The organism is Allobranchiibius sp. GilTou73 (assembly GCF_021391335.1).
GTDB classification, from domain to species: Bacteria; Actinomycetota; Actinomycetes; order Actinomycetales; family Dermatophilaceae; genus Allobranchiibius; species Allobranchiibius huperziae.
Map to the genome: position 1 here is coordinate 704,575 of NZ_CP090051.1, position 14,253 is coordinate 718,827.

Below are 14,253 nucleotides of genomic sequence, written 5' to 3' on the forward strand. Positions count from 1 at the left end.
GCGTGATCACCTTTCGTCACCGACGGCGTCGTTGCCGTGGGCTGGCCAGATCGTGGCCTCTTGCTCCTTTGTACTCCGCATGACGCCGCGACCTCGCGTCGCGTCGGACCGCGACGAGTGGTGGACGGGTAGGCGAACGCGACCACGTGGCGCCGCCGCGAGCGGGCTGCGCCACGTGGCGGGTGCGGGAACTCAGTCGACGCGCGGGCTCTTGCCCTGCAACCGGTCGATGTGTTCGGAGGCCTGCGCCTTGGTCAGGTCGGCCGGCAACTGCTCACCCGACTCCTTGGCCAGGGTGTCGAGGTAGCTGCGCTGCGCCGCGGTCATCGGCTCGTCGCCGGTCACCCAGTCGCTGGGGTCCTTCTCCAGACCCTCCTGATGCTGCGGCGTGCTGGCGCCGATCGTCTCGCCGCCCGCGGCCGCGTCGGTCGGACCGGCCTGGGAGGTATCGGCGGGCCGGCCGTCGGCAGCCTGGTCGGGAATGGTCTCGGAGCCGGCGGGGACGGGGGTCTCTTCGGGCGTAACGCCCGGCTGGTCAGTCATACCCCGACCGTAACCACGACCACCGACATCCCCGCAGGCGCGCCTCTCGTGGAGGCGTCGCGTCGTGAGGGCGTACGACGCCGCGCCGGGTGGGAGCCGCCTGCCCACCGCTGCGCAGAGGCCAGGGTGCAGAGTAAGAGTGCTAGCGGTGATCGCCCGGACGACGGGTGGCGTCGCTGCAGGCGTGACCCTCGCCACGACGATCGGAGAAGCCGATGACCTCCCTACCCCAGAATCCCGACATCTCCCCCGCGCAGATCACCATCAGCACCGCCTTCGCCGAACGCGTCGGACCCGACAGCGTTCAGCTCTGGGCCCGCCTGGTCCAGGAGGTGGCCGACGAGTCGCGCGGTCTCACCGCCGCCGAGATCGGTGTCCTGCTGGGGCAACGCCTCGGCGCCGAGGGACTGGCCGGCCATCCGGTGGAGATGGAGCGGTTCGGCGAGATGATCGCGGACCACCCGGGCGGGGCTCTAGCGTTCGTGGACGACCGTGGCCGCCCTGTCGCCGGTGCCATCCCGCGCCCGACGGGCTCCGCGCACGAGGAGACCGAGTCCGACGACCGGCCCTTCTACTCCTGAACCAGCCGACCCCACCGATCCGCTCGAGGAAGGGAACCGCGCCAAGATGGCACACCATCCGCTCGTGGTCGTCGGCAGCGGGCCGGCCGGTATCGCCGCGGCCCGGGCCTATCTGGATGCCGGCGGCGATGGCCCGGCCACCCTCTTCACCGCCGATGTCGACCTGCCGTACCAGCGGCCACCGCTGTCCAAGGAGATGCTGCGCGACACGACGAGCGCTCCCCATGTCGTGCCGATCCTGGACGACGAGCAGGGGCTGAGCGGCGTGGACGTGCTCCTCGGCCGACCCGTCGCGCACGTGGACCCGCTGCACCACACGGTGACGGTGGGCGACGACGAGCACACCTACGACCGGCTGGTCCTGGCTCCCGGTGCGCATCCGACACCACTGCCCGTAGCCGACGACGACGCGCAGGTGCTCTATCTGCGGAGCCTGCGTGATGCCCGGGCCCTCAGCACGGCCGCCGCGCACGCCCGGACGGCCGTGGTGATCGGTTCGGGCTTCATCGGCTGCGAAGCCGCGGCGTCTCTCGCGATGCGGGGTATCGAGACCACGCTGGTCACATCGGCGCAGGGCCCACAGGCCGCCCGACTCGGCGCGCACGCGTCCGAGGTGATCACTGGGTGGCTGACCGAGCTCGGCGTGCGACTGGTGACCGATGCGACCGTCACCGGCGTGCACGCACCGCGCACCGTGCACACCGACGACGGCCGCACCCACGCGGCAGACCTCGTGCTGGCCGCGATCGGCGTCACGCCCAGCACCGATTTCCTGCAGGACAGCGGGTTCGCGATGTACGACGGGCGCATTGTCGTGGACGAGCGGCTGCGGACCACCATGCGCGACGTCTGGGCCGCGGGCGATGCGGTGCACGCCCACCATGCCCGTGCCGGACGGACGCTGTCGGTGGAGCATTGGGGCGATGCGTCGACGATGGGTGAGATCGCCGGCGGGGGCGCCGCCGGGCACGACGCCGAATGGAGCGATCCCCCCGGATTCTGGAGCGAGATCGGCGCGCACCAGTTGAAGTACTCGGCCTGGGGCGACGGCTGGGACGACGTGTCGGTCACCGAGCGCACGGGAGGATTCACGGTGCGCTACGGCCGGGACGGCCAGCTCGCCGGCGTGCTCACCTACGGCGCCGACGACGACTACGAGGCCGCTGCGGATCAACTGGGCCGGGCGCGGTTCTTCTCCGCCGGGTCCGGCGACGACCAGTGACCGGCGCGCCCACCGGGCGTGAGCCGTGGGCGGATCAGGCGCCGCGCACCGGGCGGCCGTCGAGGTCGTCGCGCAGGTAGCCGGCGAAACCGTCCGGCGTACGCCCGATCGTGCGTGCGGAGGTCAGCACCGGCAGCGCCGCGGAGGCTGCCCATCGCAACCCGACGGCCTTGACCCGTTCGGCGAAGTCGACGTCCTCGTGCGCCGGGAGCGGACGGAAGCCGCCGGTCGCATCCAGTGCCCTCCGGCTGAAGCCGAGGTTGGCGCCGTAGACGTAGCCATGTCCGTCCCCGTCGCTGTGCCGCGCCTGCCAGCGCGCGAACTGCGGCGCGGTGATCTCCGTGTCGTCGGGCACGACCGTCCCGAGCAGCAGGTGCAGGCCCGATGCCGCGGCGTCGACCTGGTGCACCAGCCAGTCGACCGGGACCGCCGAGTCCGCGTCCGTGGTGGCGAACCAGTCGGGCGCCGCCGCGACGACGAGCCGGCGCACTCCGGTCTGGCGCGCCGCTCCGACGTTGCCGGCCGACGTGGGGGCGATCAGGACATCCGGGTGCCTGCCGACCGCGACGGCACTGGCGTCGACGCAGGAGTCGAGCACGACCATGACGCTGACTCGGACGTGTGGGCGCTTCACCCGCAGCCATTCCGTCGCCGCGTCCAGGGCGCCCAGGCAGCGGGGCAGCAACGCCGCCTCGTCGCGTGCGGGCACCACCACCCCGACCCGTTCGATCACGGACACGGCCCGAACACCTCCAGCAGTACGTCGTCGTCGACCTGCCGGGCGTGCACCGGCAGGTCGAGCAGTTGCCCGGCACGAGCGTGTACGTCGCGGCCGTCCAACTCCCAGCCCTCGATCGGGTGCGCCCAATGGCACAGGAGGACATACCCACCAGAGCGCAGCGTCATGCGCGCCCGACGCAACACGGCGTCCAGATCCACCGGGCTGAGGAAGTAGCCGATCTCCGACAGCACGATCAGATCGAAATCGCCCTCGGGCCAGTCGTGCGGCACGCTGCCCTGGCGCACCTGCACCTGCGGGTACGCCGCGAGCCGGTCAGTCGCCTCCTGTACCGCCGTCGCGCTCAGGTCCTGGCAGATCAGGCTGTCGCAGTGCGGAGCGAGGGCGGCGCTGAGCTCGCCGACCGAGCACCCCGGTTCGTAGGCGCGCGCGAAGCGTCGCGCCGGGAGCATCGAGACGGTCAGATCGCGTTTGCGGCTCTCGTAGTCGCTGCTGCGCACCTGCCACGGGTCGCCGCGCGTCGCGTGCAGTCGTTCGAAGAGCTCCACCTCGGCGAACCCCGAGGAGTCGACAAACGCCTCGAAGGGCCGATCGAAGTGCGCCAGCATCCCCGCTCCGAGCAGCACTTCGTCGCCGAGCGCGTCCGACAGCGGCTCGATCTGGGACACATGGGTCGCGAGCGCGCGCCGCTTGGCCGCACGCTGCTCGTCCTGCAATGGCAGCACCCGCAGCCGCGCCCACGGGACGTCGTCGCCGGAGCCCCAGTGCCACAGCCAGATCGGGTACTCCAGCAGCAGGGCACCGGTCTGCTCGGCGACTTGCGCGGCCACCGCGCCGAGCGCGTCGTGATCGGTGTGCCCGTCGTGCCGCCACGGCGCGGCGATCACCGCCCCGACCCCGAGGTCGGCGACCGATTCGCGCAGCGCTGCCGCCACCGACGCGGCGTGCGCGGCTAGGTCGCCGTCGGGCAGGCCCAGGTGCCGCACGCGCGCGTCGGGCGCCAGGATCGCGACGGCGTCCATCACCTCGATCCGTCGTACCCGTGCCAGCTGCGCCCGGTCGTACGTCGGGGAGTCCGGGTGCGATCCCTCGCCGTCCGAGGCGACGATCACGTCGACGGGCACACCGGCCTGCGCGACCAGGTGCAGCAGGCCGCCGGCGCCGAGCGTCTCGTCGTCGGGATGGGCCGCGATCACCACGAGCCGCCGCAGGCCGCGGCCTGGCCGGATCGTCAACGTCGGCAGACTCCCCCACCGCTCGTCGGCGAGCCACTCCTGCTCCGGGCGACCGCTGTCGAGATGGTCGAACGCCGGCGTCATCCCTCGGGCCGGTCGATGGCGAGCCGCGCGCCCAGCGCGGCCAGGTCACGCTCGCCGTGATCCTGACGGACGTAGACCGACAGGTCGGCGACCCGGCGGGCGTGCTCCTCGTCGAAGGTGAGCGGCGCGGGTCCGGTGGCCCGGGCGGTGGTGCCGAGGACGTCGTCGACGACTAAGCGGACCAGACCTCGCACCCGCCGCGCGAGCACTTCGTCGTCGGCCCGTGCCGCGGGATCGTCGACTTGAGCGGCCGCATGCGCCAGAGCGGCCCGCGCCGCGAAGAGCAGGGTGTCCGCCTCCCCGAGATGCAGCTGCGCGATCTGGTCGGGTGCACGGCCCGTGCCCGCGGGGCGCGGAGCGAGCCGGCGCGCCACGCCCGCAGCACCGCCGTACCAGCACGCGGCGACCCCGATCCCACCCCACCAGAACCCCGGTCGTAGGAGGTACCACCCCTGCTCGCCGACCGGCACCGCTGCGACATCGGCGAATTCGGCCGGCGCAGAGGGGATGTCGACCAGGCCTCGGCTGGACCACTGCCCGGTGCGGGGGCGCACATCGTGGCCGAGGGAGACGGCGAAGAGTCGCCGGTCGGTGTCCGAGGTCCACGCGGTCACGAGGGCGTGGGACAGCTGGCCGGCGAGGGAGCACCACGGTTTGACCCCGTCGACGACCCATCCGGTCGAGGTCTCCCGGGCTGCGAGACGCCCGTCGGGGCCCTCCGCCGCGAAGACGCCCCAGGTCGAGCGCTCGTCGGCGCCGACGTCGCTCGGGGACAGGTCGGCCTGGTGCAGGATCGAGAGAGCGTCGATGTGCGGCTCGAGCGCGCGGGCGACGGTCAGGTCGTACGCCGCGATGCGCGACATCGCGTCCCACAGCTGCATCGTCGACCCGCCGCCGGGCGTCGGAAGCGAGTGCGCCAGCACGCCGGCCAGGTGCAGCGCGAACGGGACCCGTTGCGCCGGGACGGCTTCGGGCAGGTCGAGCGCGACCTGCGCATCCGGCGCGCACAACGTCCCGGAGGACACCTCATCGGTCCACGACATGACGCTCAACGTCCTTCCCGAGCCGACGGGCGGCCGGAGGTGCCGCACCCTCACTATGACAAGCCGCTCACGCGACCGCCTCGGAGCGTGCGCTCAGAGTCCGAGCGTGCGCACCAGCTCGGCGTGCTGCTTCAGTCCGGTCTCGATCGCCTCGGGGTGCTCGGCGTACCAGCGCAGCTGTTCGTCGGCCACCTCCTGCTCGGCGACCTCGTCGCCGCGGATCTGCCAGCTCGTGCTGCCCTCGCCGTCGATCCCGAGGGCGTCCAGCGTCTCGGCGTAGACCGGGGTACGCAGCTCACCGAGGAGCACCCGACCCGGGTCGCTGACCTCGCCGGTGAGGCCGAGCCGTTCCAGGATCGCCTGCGACTCGTGCAGCAGCACATGGTTGTGCGGGTGGTTGACGACCCACGTGGTGTCCGCACCAGCGTGTTCGAGGATCGTCGCGGCGTCGATGGTGCCGTGGTGCTCCTGGCGTCGCCGTAGCTGGGCGAGCGAGTCCTCGTGCACCGCGCGTACGCCGTCCGCGTGGACGGGTTCGAACGACACCGGCACCTTGTTGGCGGCTGCCACCAGCACCCGCAGGTCGTGGTAGGGCACGACGGGCGGATCGCCCGCTTCCACCCGGACGATCACCTGGGTGGGGAAGAGCGCCGCCCAGTAGACCGACGGGAAACGCGCGATCGACGCGCGCTCCGGGAGCTCGCGGGCGATCTCCTGCGTGCCGAGCGGCAGGTCGCGGTATCCGTCGACGATCGGCTGTGCGACCAGGTATGACGTGTCGACCAGCACCTTGCGCAGGTGCGGGAGATCGTCGGCCACCAGCTCGTGCACGGGCGGCATCCGCAGCGTGCGCCACCGACCGTCGGCGGCACCGTCGAGCAGCACCCGGGTCGCCTCGGCCTGGCAGTTGCCGTAGACGACGAGCAGCGGCAGGTCGGGGTCCTCCGGTGAGTGCAGCCCGTAGAACTCGCCGTAGTGCTCGCGGCGCCCCTGGTCCTCCGACTGTCCCGCAGCCACCGTTTCGTCCGTGGCGTTCACGGCCCGCTCGTGCGTCTGGTCGCTCATCGTCGGTCCATCCGTCCCAGTACCTGTTCCAGCCCGTCGTCGGGCACCGCACCGGCCCACGACGGACGCGGCACGGGCGCGGGGTCGGGTGCACCGAGTGCCAGCGCGCGGGTGCTCCGGATCCGGAGCACCCCTGGCACGTGCGCCTCGCCCACCGCGCATGCTGCAGTCAGCGTGCCCTGCAGCAGCAGTGGTGTCCAGAGATCGACCAGAACGCGGGCACGGTCGCCGACGGCAGGCGGCAGCGGTCCGGCGTGCACCCTGGGGTCCGCGGTCAGTGCCTCCGGCACGCCCGCGTGGTCGACCAGCCAGATGCCCGCATCGCTGTCGCGCAACAGGCTCGACGCGGTGAGGAAGAGCTCTGCCTCGGTGTGCCGGCCGTGCAGCCGCACGGCGATGTCGGGCCGGGCCCAGAGCAGTCCCCGCCCTCGCACGCTGGGCAGCGTGATGCGTTCGGCGAGCACGAGGGACTCGGCGTCCTTGGCCGCGCGGGCCGCACTTCGGGCACCTGCGCGTGCACCGGCGTCCGGGCCGTCGTGCCAGGCGACGGCGTCCGGCACGTGCCGCAGCCGCGCACCGAGCAGCCAACATCGCCACGCCAGATCCCAGTCCTCGCCGCCGTACCCGGTGATCGTCGCGTCGAAGCCGCCGGCCCGTTCGAAGAGTGCACGGTCCACCGCGAGCACCGCCGAGATGACCAGTCGGAAGTCCTCCTCACCTGCGTCGCGCAGGTCGTGGGTGCGCGCGTACCCGTCGCGCAGCCACCCCGGTGAGGGGAGCCTGCGCTCGGCCGGTGGACCGTCCCGCACCCACTGCGCGACCTGCTCGCCGGTGCATCCGGCGAAGTCGGCGTGCTTCCGTCGCCCGACCCCGAGCAGGTTCGTCGGCGCCTGCTCGTGCACGCGGGCGAGCGCCGCGAGATATCCGGGTGCCGGCACGGTGTCGCCGTCGAGGAAGACCAGCAGGTCGCCCTCCACCGTCGCGGCGCCCAGGTTGCGCGCGGCCGCGGCTCGGAAGCCCCGGTCCTCTTGGCCGACCACGTCGCATCGGTAGGGCAGACGGGGCAGCACGGGCGTCGGAGCCGATCCGTCGTCGGCCACCACCACGTGCATGCGATCGGCCGGGAAAGACTGGCTCGCAAGGGCGTTCAGCACCCACCGCAGCCGCTTCTCGTCGTTGTAGTGGGGAATGACGACCCCGATGGCCGCGCTCACGCGAGCCCGATCGCCTCGATCGCGGCGAGCTGCATCGCCGCGGCGGTCCCGGTGTCCGGCAACGCGGCGCCGTCCCACTCGGCTTCTCGGATCCACGTCGACGTCGGGTCGTGCAGCGCCGCACCGATCGCTGCCGGGAGATCGGCCGCGACGGTGACGGCCCACGGCGCGCGGCGATGCAGCTCGCCGACGTACGCGCCGGGCGTCACGATGGGGCGACGGGCGGCGCTGATCCACCGGTTGATCGAGCCGGACGCCGAGATGTGGGTGTGCGCGCTGACCGGAATGCCGGCCCGGGCAGTCCAGCGCTCGAGGTCCTCGTCGGTGACGTATCCCGTGCAGACGAACGAGCGACCCTGCGCCGCCGCCTCGTCCGCCAGCTCGGTCAGGAGATCCTCGTGACCGTCGGACGGAGCGCCGACCGCGACCAGCGGCACGCCGGTCGACAGGGAGGCCATCGCCGCCAGCGTCTCGGCGTGTCCCTTGCCGGGGTAGACGAAGCCCAGCACGACGACGGCGCCGTCGGTGCTGCCCTGCGCACCTGCGGGCGGCCCCCACCGCGTCGGTCGGTCGACCGGCAGCGGCACCACCGCGACCGGCGGCATCGCGCCGTCCCCGCACGCACCCCACACCTGCTCCAGCAGACCCCGCTCGTGCTCGCTGCTCACCTGCACCCCGCGCGCGCCGGCGACCACCCGTGCGTACCCCTGGCGTCGCCGTTCGAAGGACGCACCGTCCGAGGGCTGGGGCAGGTCGTGCAGTGTGACCGACAGGGGGCGGGTCCCCACGAGAGCGGCCAGGCGCTCGGCGGCGTCCAGCGCGTCGCGACCGAAGATGCGGTCGGTGAAATGCAGGTGGACCGGCCCTGGGGGCAGGGCCCCGTCCTCGATGTTTACCAGGGGGCCCCCGGGTACGCCGACCTAGGGCCTGCGCATGCAGCCGCACCCCGTGCCGGACCGGTCCGGCGAGCACGAACGTGAGGTCACTCATGGTGCGTGTCCTCCCGGAGCTGCCTGGCGCGGAAAGAGCCCAAGGCCCTCGATAGCTGGGTCTATGGTCACATCAGCGACGCCCGCGTCCGAGCCGAACGAGGTGGACATGCTCCAATGCCGCATCGCCGTCACCCGCTCGGTGACGCCCCGATGAGCTGGCGCACGCCCTCGCTGCGCGACGCGGACCGGCTGCGCGTCGCGATGCTCGCACCGGCCCGCAACGACATCGCCCCGCCGTTCTCCGGTGGCTTGGAATCGATGGTGTGGCACCTGCGCAGCCAGCTGGTCGCCGACGGGCACGAGGTGACCCTGATAGCCCGAGAGGGTTCCGACGAGGTGGAGGACCAGTGGGCGCTCGACGGCGGCCGCTGGGCGCCCAGCGAGCTTGCGACCCAGGACCACTCGATGCCCGCAGCCGAGTTCATGACCGAGCATCACACCTACCTCTCGGCCATGCGTCGGCTGGCCGCGGTGGGCCACTTCCGGTTCGACGTCATCCACAACCACTCGCTGCACTATCTCCCGCTCGCCATGGCCGACACCTGCGAGGTGCCGATCCTCACCACCCTGCACACCCCGCCCACGCCGTGGCTGGAGTCCGCCATCGCCTCGGCGACGGGCAAGGTCGGTGGGTTCACAGCCGTCAGCGACTACACCGCGCGCTCCTGGGACCGACTCCCGGAGGTGCCGGCGGTGATCCACAACGGCGTCGACCTCGACTGGTGGCACCCGGGACCCGGCGGTGACCGGCTGTGGTGGTCGGGTCGGATCACCCCCGACAAGGCTCCCCACCTGGCCATCGAGGCGGCACGACTGGCACACCTGCCGCTGGACTTCGCCGGCCCGATCAGCGACCAGGCCTACTTCGAACGCGAGATCCGGCACCGGCTCGAATCCGACATCCGCTACCTCGGGCACCTGTCCGGCGCCGCCCAGGTCGAGCACGTACGCCATGCCCGCGCGGTCCTGGTCACTCCCACCTGGGACGAGCCCTTCGGGCTGGTGGTCATCGAGGCGCTCGCGTGCGGCACGCCCGTCGTCGCGTTCGGCCGCGGCGGCATCCCCGACATCCTCACGTGCAGCCGCATCGGTCGTCTCGTGCCTGCGGACGACGTCGCCGCCATGGCGCAGGCCGTTCAGCGCGTCGACGAGATCTCCCGGGTCGAGGTCCGACGCTTCGCCGAGCGCCACTTCTCGCTGCGCCAGATGAGCCGCTCGTACGTCGACGCCTACCGCGCCGTCATCGCCAGTTCACTGCCACGGATCGCGTCGCCCCATGTCCTCGCGCCCTGAACACCGTCCGATCCGCGTCTGCACCATCCCCGGCAGGCACTCCTACGTCGACCGTTGCCTGGCCGGGGCGCCCGACGTCGTGCACCTGCCCGATCCTGCGGGCAGCACGTCGTACGACGACCCGTGGCGCCCATCGCCGGCCCTCGAGCCGGCCTGGGTGCGCGCGTACGCCGGCCAGGTCGACCTCATGCACCTGCATTTCGGCTACGAACACCGCACGCCGCAGCAGCTGCGCACCTGGACCGAGACCCTGATCTCGGAGGACATCCCGTTCGTCCTCACCGTGCACGACCTGGACAACCCGCACACGCCCGGCCAGGAGCGTCACCACGCCTCGTTGGGCGTGCTCACCAAGTCGGCGGCAGCGACGATCACGCTCACCCGCGGCGCCGCGGAGGAGCTGAAGCGTCGTTACGGTGTGACAGCTCACGTCATACCGCATCCTCATCAGTTCGACCTCGGGCTGGTGGGCCGGCGAGTGCGGGCGCGGGCCCGCCGTGGCGGGCGGATCGGTCTCAACCTGCGCTCGCAGCGTCCCAACGTCGATGCCCTCGCCGCACTGTCGCTACTGCGGCAGGCACCCGCCGACACATCCATCGTGATCCGGGTGTCGACCGCGATCCTCACCGGTGGCGACGAGGTCGGCAACGTGATCGCCGACGGAGCACGCGAGGGGCGCTGGGAGGTCAGCGCGGTGCCCGGCTACACCGACGAACGTCAGCTGTGGGAGTTCCTGTCCGGGATCGACGCCCTGATCCTGCCCTACCTCTGGGGCACCCACTCCGGATGGGTCGAGTCGTGCTGGGACGTCGGCACGAGCGTCGTCGCGCCCGCGATCGGGTACTACGGCGAGCAGCACCCTGTGGTGACGCTGGCACTCAACGCCCGGCCGGACGTCGTCCAGCAGGTGCTCGGCGAGCTGCGGCCCACCGACGGCGCGACCGTGCAGGAGCGACGCGCGGAGCAGACCGAGGTGGCGGCCCGGCACGCCGCGATCTATCGGCAGGTGCTCGGTTGATCGGGTACTACGTGCACCACCAGGGGTCGGGCCACCTGGCGCGGCTGACCAACCTCGCTCGACACCTGCGGTCCCCGGTCACGGCACTGAGTTCGCTCGATGCGCCGTCGGACTGGCGTGGCGAATGGGTCCCGTTGGCCCGGGACGACGATCCACCGCCCGGGTCGAACGCTGACATCGACGCGCACGGCCGGCTGCACTGGGCGCCACTACGGCACGGCGGATACACCGCCCGGATGGCGACGATCTCGGCGTGGATCACCACCCACCGGCCGCGCCTGATGGTGGTCGACGTGTCGGTCGAGGTGACCCTCCTCGCGCGCACCCTCGGCGTACCCGTCGTGGTGGTCGCCATGCGCGGCGAGCGAGCCGACCCGGCCCACGAGCTCGCGTACGACGTCGCGCAGGCCCTGCTCGCCCCGTGGCCCGCGGAGTTCGCCGAGCCGCACTGGCCGGAGCGGTGGATCGCCAAGACCGTTCACACCGGGGCGTTCTCACGTTTCGATGCGCCGCGTGTCGGTCCTGCACCGGCCGCCACCGCGACGCAGCGCTCCGTGACGTGCCTGCTCGGTGGCGGCGGTGCGGACCTGCCCGCGCGGTTCGCCCCGTCGGTCGCGGCGGCGACACCCGACTGGCGCTGGACGTTCTGCGGGGGTGACTTCGGGCCCAGCGCGATCCCTCTGCGTGATCTGCTGGCGGCCTCGCAGGTGGTCGTCACGCACGCCGGTCAGAACGCCGTGGCCGAGGTAGCCGCGCTGCGCCGTCCCGCCGTGGTCGTGGCGCAGCCCCGTCCGCACGACGAGCAGCTGGCAACGGTCCGCGCACTCGCGGCCGGAGACATCGCGGTCACCTGCGAGCGCTGGCCCGCCGCGAACGACTGGCCGGCACTGCTGGCGTGCGCGGTCGCAACCGGCGGCACGTCCTGGTCGCGCTGGAACGATCTGCAGGGGGCCCGGCGCGCAGCCGACGCCCTCGACGGGCTGGGGTCGCGGTGAGCGCCCGTGAACGTCTGGCGCTGGTGACGATCGCGCACGGTCGCCATGTGCACCTGGCCGCCCAGGTCGAGCATCTGGCGCGCGGCACCCGCCGTCCCGATCGGCACGTCGTCGTCTCGATGGGGGACGAACAGATCGCGCCACTGCTGTCGGGGGTGCCTGACACCGACGTGCTCTCGGTCGACGCCGACCCCGCACGTCTCCCTCTGGCCGCCGCGCGGAACGCCGGTGCCACCGCTGCTCTCGACGGCGGCGCGGACTCCCTGGTGTTCCTCGACGTCGACTGCCTGCCCGGCGTCCGTACGCTCGAGCGGTACGCCCAGGTCACGTCTTCAGCAGCAGACTCCGACGGTCTGACACCGGTGATCTGGAGCGGCCCCGTGCACTACCTGCCCGCGCTGGAGCAGGGCGAAGCGTCCTACAGCGCCACAGACCTGGCGCTCTCCCGACCACACCCCGCCCGCCCCGTGCCCGACGGTGACCGACTGCTGGACGAACCGCGGCTGGAGTTGTTCTGGTCGCTGTCCTTCGCGCTCACCGCGGCGACCTGGCACCGGCTCGGCGGGTTCTGCGAGGACTACGTCGGATACGGCGCGGAGGACACCGACCTCGCCCGCGTCCTGGGCCGCGAGAGCGGCCGCCTGACCTGGGTGGGCGGAGCGACCGCGTACCACCAGCACCATCCGACGAGCACGCCACCGGTCCAGCACGTCGCGCCGATCGTGCGCAATGCCAACGTCTTCCACCGTCGCTGGGGGGACTATCCGATGCTGGGTTGGCTGCGCGAGTTCGAATCGCAGGGCCTCGTGCGGCACGACGAGCGCACCGGCGAGTGGTCGGTGTGCCAGGACACCCGCGCCGTCACGACGCCGTGACGAGTCGCTGGCATGCGAGAGTCGCACCGTGCCGTTCTCCTCGCTCGATCTGAGCCTCGACCCGGCGTCCGACGAAGCCGTGCGGGCCGGGTGGCAGGCACTGGAGCAGCAGGAGATCCCCTCCGAGGGGCGCCGCACCAGCCCGACGCACCGTCCCCACCTCACGCTGCTGGCCGCGCCGACGGTGCCTCCCGACCTCCTGGAGCGTGCGGCCCGCGATCTGCGGCCCCTCCTGCCGGCTCGCCTGACCGCGCGCGCGACCGTCGTCTTCGGCCGCGGGCCCTTCGTCGTCGCGCACCTCGTCGTACCGGACCCGGTGCTGCGCGCAGCAGTAGCCGATCTGCGCGGCGACGAGGGCGACCTGTGGATCCCGCACCTGACGCTCTCACGCAAGGTGCCCGCAGGTCGTCTGACCGACGCGCTACGAGCCGCCGAGGGCGCTCGGCCCATCGTGGTCGTAGCACAGCAGCTGCGACATTGGGATGCAATCCGTCACATCGTCACGCCACTGACATAGGGCATGCGTTCTGACAGACGCCCGCATCCCGGCCGCCGGTCAGGCCCCGGTGTCGATCAGAGATCGACCGTCTTGTTGTCCCCGCCCGGCGGCTTCTCGCCCGTCGTGAGGGTGCGCACGATGCCGACGAGACGCGACGGCTTGGCCGGGGTGTCCCAGTACTCCGCCGTGTCCGCGGTGACCTTGATGAGCACCACCCGCTCGTCCTCCGGCTCGGCCTGCAGCCATGCCTCGGCGAACTTGTTCCACAGCTCCCGGTTCTTGGCCGGGTCGTGCACGACCTCCGCCGTACCGCTCAGCGAGATGAAGTCGTCCGAGTCGGAGAACGCCAGGTTGATCCGCGGATCGGCCCGCAGCTCAGCCACTTTCGGCGAATCGGCGGCTGCGAAGAACCACAGCAGATCGTCGTCGGTCTGCTGGACACCCATGGGCCGGGACACCAGGCGCCCGTTGTCGTCGACCGTGGTCATCATGCAGAAGCGTGCCTTGTCCAGCAGCTTCCAGACGGTGTCGCGCGCCTCGTCGTCCTGCGTGACGGGCGATCCGTGGGCAGCTTGCGATGTCATGCCAACTCCTCCGGGTCGGCCTGCGGGGTGGTCTCGTCCGAGACGGTCTTGTCGGCGCGATAGTCGCGCGGAGCGCCGTCGGCCTCGGTCTGGGAGTCCTCCGCCGGGGGCACTCCGTCGTCGGTGCCGGGCGAGTCCTGCACGCTGCCGCCCGGGGTCATCATCGAGGTCTCGGATACCTGCTTCTCGTCGTCATCACTCATCTGTGCAGTATGCGCCGCGCATCGCCGGTGCCGCCCGCCCGCCGGGGGTGGGCGGCGCTGCTGACGGG

The 14,253-nt window shown here is 72.1% G+C and carries 16 protein-coding genes; 7 read left to right on the forward strand and 9 right to left on the reverse strand.

What is annotated here, in order from left to right; all coding sequences use genetic code 11:
• Window positions 1-192: 192 nt before the first annotated feature.
• On the reverse strand, window positions 193-402 hold the full coding sequence (locus LVQ62_RS03430) for a DUF3072 domain-containing protein (protein WP_233767628.1): 210 nt from the start codon (window positions 400-402) through the stop codon (window positions 193-195).
• A gap of 356 nt (window positions 403-758) precedes the next feature.
• Here LVQ62_RS03430 and LVQ62_RS03435 point away from each other — a divergent pair, with 356 nt between their 5' ends.
• The gene (locus tag LVQ62_RS03435) at window positions 759-1,124 is read left to right on the forward strand and encodes a hypothetical protein (RefSeq protein ID WP_233765048.1); all 366 of its coding nucleotides are present in this window, start codon (window positions 759-761) and stop codon (window positions 1,122-1,124) included.
• Between the two features lie 46 nt (window positions 1,125-1,170).
• Window positions 1,171-2,346 (forward strand): NAD(P)/FAD-dependent oxidoreductase, encoded by a 1,176-nt coding sequence (locus LVQ62_RS03440; RefSeq protein ID WP_233765057.1) that lies wholly within the window; start codon window positions 1,171-1,173, stop codon window positions 2,344-2,346.
• 34 nt (window positions 2,347-2,380) lie between these two features.
• Here the strand turns inward: LVQ62_RS03440 and LVQ62_RS03445 are convergent, their stop codons facing one another.
• The 6 genes from LVQ62_RS03445 to LVQ62_RS03470 all read right to left on the reverse strand — a co-directional run bounded on the left by LVQ62_RS03445 (window position 2,381) and on the right by LVQ62_RS03470 (window position 8,514).
• On the reverse strand, window positions 2,381-3,085 hold the full coding sequence (locus LVQ62_RS03445; RefSeq protein ID WP_179483494.1) for a glycosyltransferase family 2 protein: 705 nt from the start codon (window positions 3,083-3,085) through the stop codon (window positions 2,381-2,383).
• Window positions 3,076-4,404, reverse strand: a complete 1,329-nt coding sequence (locus LVQ62_RS03450) for a bifunctional PIG-L family deacetylase/class I SAM-dependent methyltransferase (protein WP_233765067.1) — start codon at window positions 4,402-4,404, stop codon at window positions 3,076-3,078. The genes LVQ62_RS03445 and LVQ62_RS03450 overlap by 10 nt, the downstream gene beginning before the upstream one ends.
• Window positions 4,401-5,447 (reverse strand): acyl-CoA dehydrogenase, encoded by a 1,047-nt coding sequence (locus LVQ62_RS03455; RefSeq protein ID WP_233765069.1) that lies wholly within the window; start codon window positions 5,445-5,447, stop codon window positions 4,401-4,403. Before LVQ62_RS03455 ends, LVQ62_RS03450 begins: the two co-directional genes overlap by 4 nt.
• A gap of 93 nt (window positions 5,448-5,540) precedes the next feature.
• On the reverse strand, window positions 5,541-6,512 hold the full coding sequence (locus LVQ62_RS03460) for a WcbI family polysaccharide biosynthesis putative acetyltransferase (protein WP_233765080.1): 972 nt from the start codon (window positions 6,510-6,512) through the stop codon (window positions 5,541-5,543).
• Window positions 6,509-7,726: a glycosyltransferase family 2 protein gene (locus LVQ62_RS03465; protein WP_233765094.1), complete on the reverse strand. Its 1,218-nt coding sequence runs from the start codon at window positions 7,724-7,726 to the stop codon at window positions 6,509-6,511. Before LVQ62_RS03465 ends, LVQ62_RS03460 begins: the two co-directional genes overlap by 4 nt.
• Complete coding sequence (locus LVQ62_RS03470; RefSeq protein ID WP_233765105.1) at window positions 7,723-8,514, reverse strand: hypothetical protein; 792 nt, start codon at window positions 8,512-8,514, stop codon at window positions 7,723-7,725. The genes LVQ62_RS03465 and LVQ62_RS03470 overlap by 4 nt, the downstream gene beginning before the upstream one ends.
• Window positions 8,515-8,832: 318 nt before the next feature.
• Between LVQ62_RS03470 and LVQ62_RS03475 the strand changes: the two genes are divergently transcribed.
• The 5 genes from LVQ62_RS03475 to LVQ62_RS03495 are packed head-to-tail and all read left to right on the forward strand — an operon-like array spanning window position 8,833 to window position 13,416.
• Window positions 8,833-10,011, forward strand: coding sequence for a glycosyltransferase family 4 protein (locus LVQ62_RS03475; RefSeq protein WP_233765107.1), 1,179 nt, complete (start codon window positions 8,833-8,835; stop codon window positions 10,009-10,011).
• A complete protein-coding gene (locus tag LVQ62_RS03480; RefSeq protein WP_233765109.1) occupies window positions 9,995-11,029 on the forward strand; it encodes a glycosyltransferase in 1,035 nt (344 codons plus the stop codon). The genes LVQ62_RS03475 and LVQ62_RS03480 overlap by 17 nt, the downstream gene beginning before the upstream one ends.
• Window positions 11,026-12,024, forward strand: coding sequence for a glycosyltransferase (locus LVQ62_RS03485; protein ID WP_233765115.1), 999 nt, complete (start codon window positions 11,026-11,028; stop codon window positions 12,022-12,024). Before LVQ62_RS03480 ends, LVQ62_RS03485 begins: the two co-directional genes overlap by 4 nt.
• Window positions 12,021-12,899: a glycosyltransferase family 2 protein gene (locus LVQ62_RS03490; protein ID WP_233765117.1), complete on the forward strand. Its 879-nt coding sequence runs from the start codon at window positions 12,021-12,023 to the stop codon at window positions 12,897-12,899. The genes LVQ62_RS03485 and LVQ62_RS03490 overlap by 4 nt, the downstream gene beginning before the upstream one ends.
• Window positions 12,900-12,927: 28 nt before the next feature.
• A complete protein-coding gene (locus tag LVQ62_RS03495) occupies window positions 12,928-13,416 on the forward strand; it encodes a 2'-5' RNA ligase family protein (RefSeq protein WP_233765133.1) in 489 nt (162 codons plus the stop codon).
• A 56-nt stretch (window positions 13,417-13,472) separates the two neighbouring features.
• Here the strand turns inward: LVQ62_RS03495 and LVQ62_RS03500 are convergent, their stop codons facing one another.
• Both LVQ62_RS03500 and LVQ62_RS03505 read right to left on the reverse strand, forming a co-directional pair.
• On the reverse strand, window positions 13,473-13,982 hold the full coding sequence (locus LVQ62_RS03500) for a pyridoxamine 5'-phosphate oxidase family protein (RefSeq protein ID WP_179483485.1): 510 nt from the start codon (window positions 13,980-13,982) through the stop codon (window positions 13,473-13,475).
• Entirely contained in the window at window positions 13,979-14,185 is a 207-nt protein-coding gene (locus LVQ62_RS03505; protein WP_233765135.1) for a hypothetical protein, read from the reverse strand. Before LVQ62_RS03505 ends, LVQ62_RS03500 begins: the two co-directional genes overlap by 4 nt.
• Between the last annotated feature and the right edge of the window lie 68 nt (window positions 14,186-14,253).

Coding starts and splice junctions, on each gene's coding strand:
- LVQ62_RS03475 (WP_233765107.1), top strand. CDS start 8,833: ATGCCGCATCGCCGTCACCCGCTCGGTGACGCCCCGATGAGCTGGCGC.
- LVQ62_RS03480 (WP_233765109.1), top strand. CDS start 9,995: ATGTCCTCGCGCCCTGAACACCGTCCGATCCGCGTCTGCACCATCCCC.
- LVQ62_RS03440 (WP_233765057.1), top strand. CDS start 1,171: ATGGCACACCATCCGCTCGTGGTCGTCGGCAGCGGGCCGGCCGGTATC.
- LVQ62_RS03455 (WP_233765069.1), bottom strand. CDS start 5,447: ATGTCGTGGACCGATGAGGTGTCCTCCGGGACGTTGTGCGCGCCGGAT.
- LVQ62_RS03450 (WP_233765067.1), bottom strand. CDS start 4,404: ATGACGCCGGCGTTCGACCATCTCGACAGCGGTCGCCCGGAGCAGGAG.
- LVQ62_RS03460 (WP_233765080.1), bottom strand. CDS start 6,512: ATGAGCGACCAGACGCACGAGCGGGCCGTGAACGCCACGGACGAAACG.
- LVQ62_RS03505 (WP_233765135.1), bottom strand. CDS start 14,185: ATGAGTGATGACGACGAGAAGCAGGTATCCGAGACCTCGATGATGACC.
- LVQ62_RS03435 (WP_233765048.1), top strand. CDS start 759: ATGACCTCCCTACCCCAGAATCCCGACATCTCCCCCGCGCAGATCACC.
- LVQ62_RS03500 (WP_179483485.1), bottom strand. CDS start 13,982: ATGACATCGCAAGCTGCCCACGGATCGCCCGTCACGCAGGACGACGAG.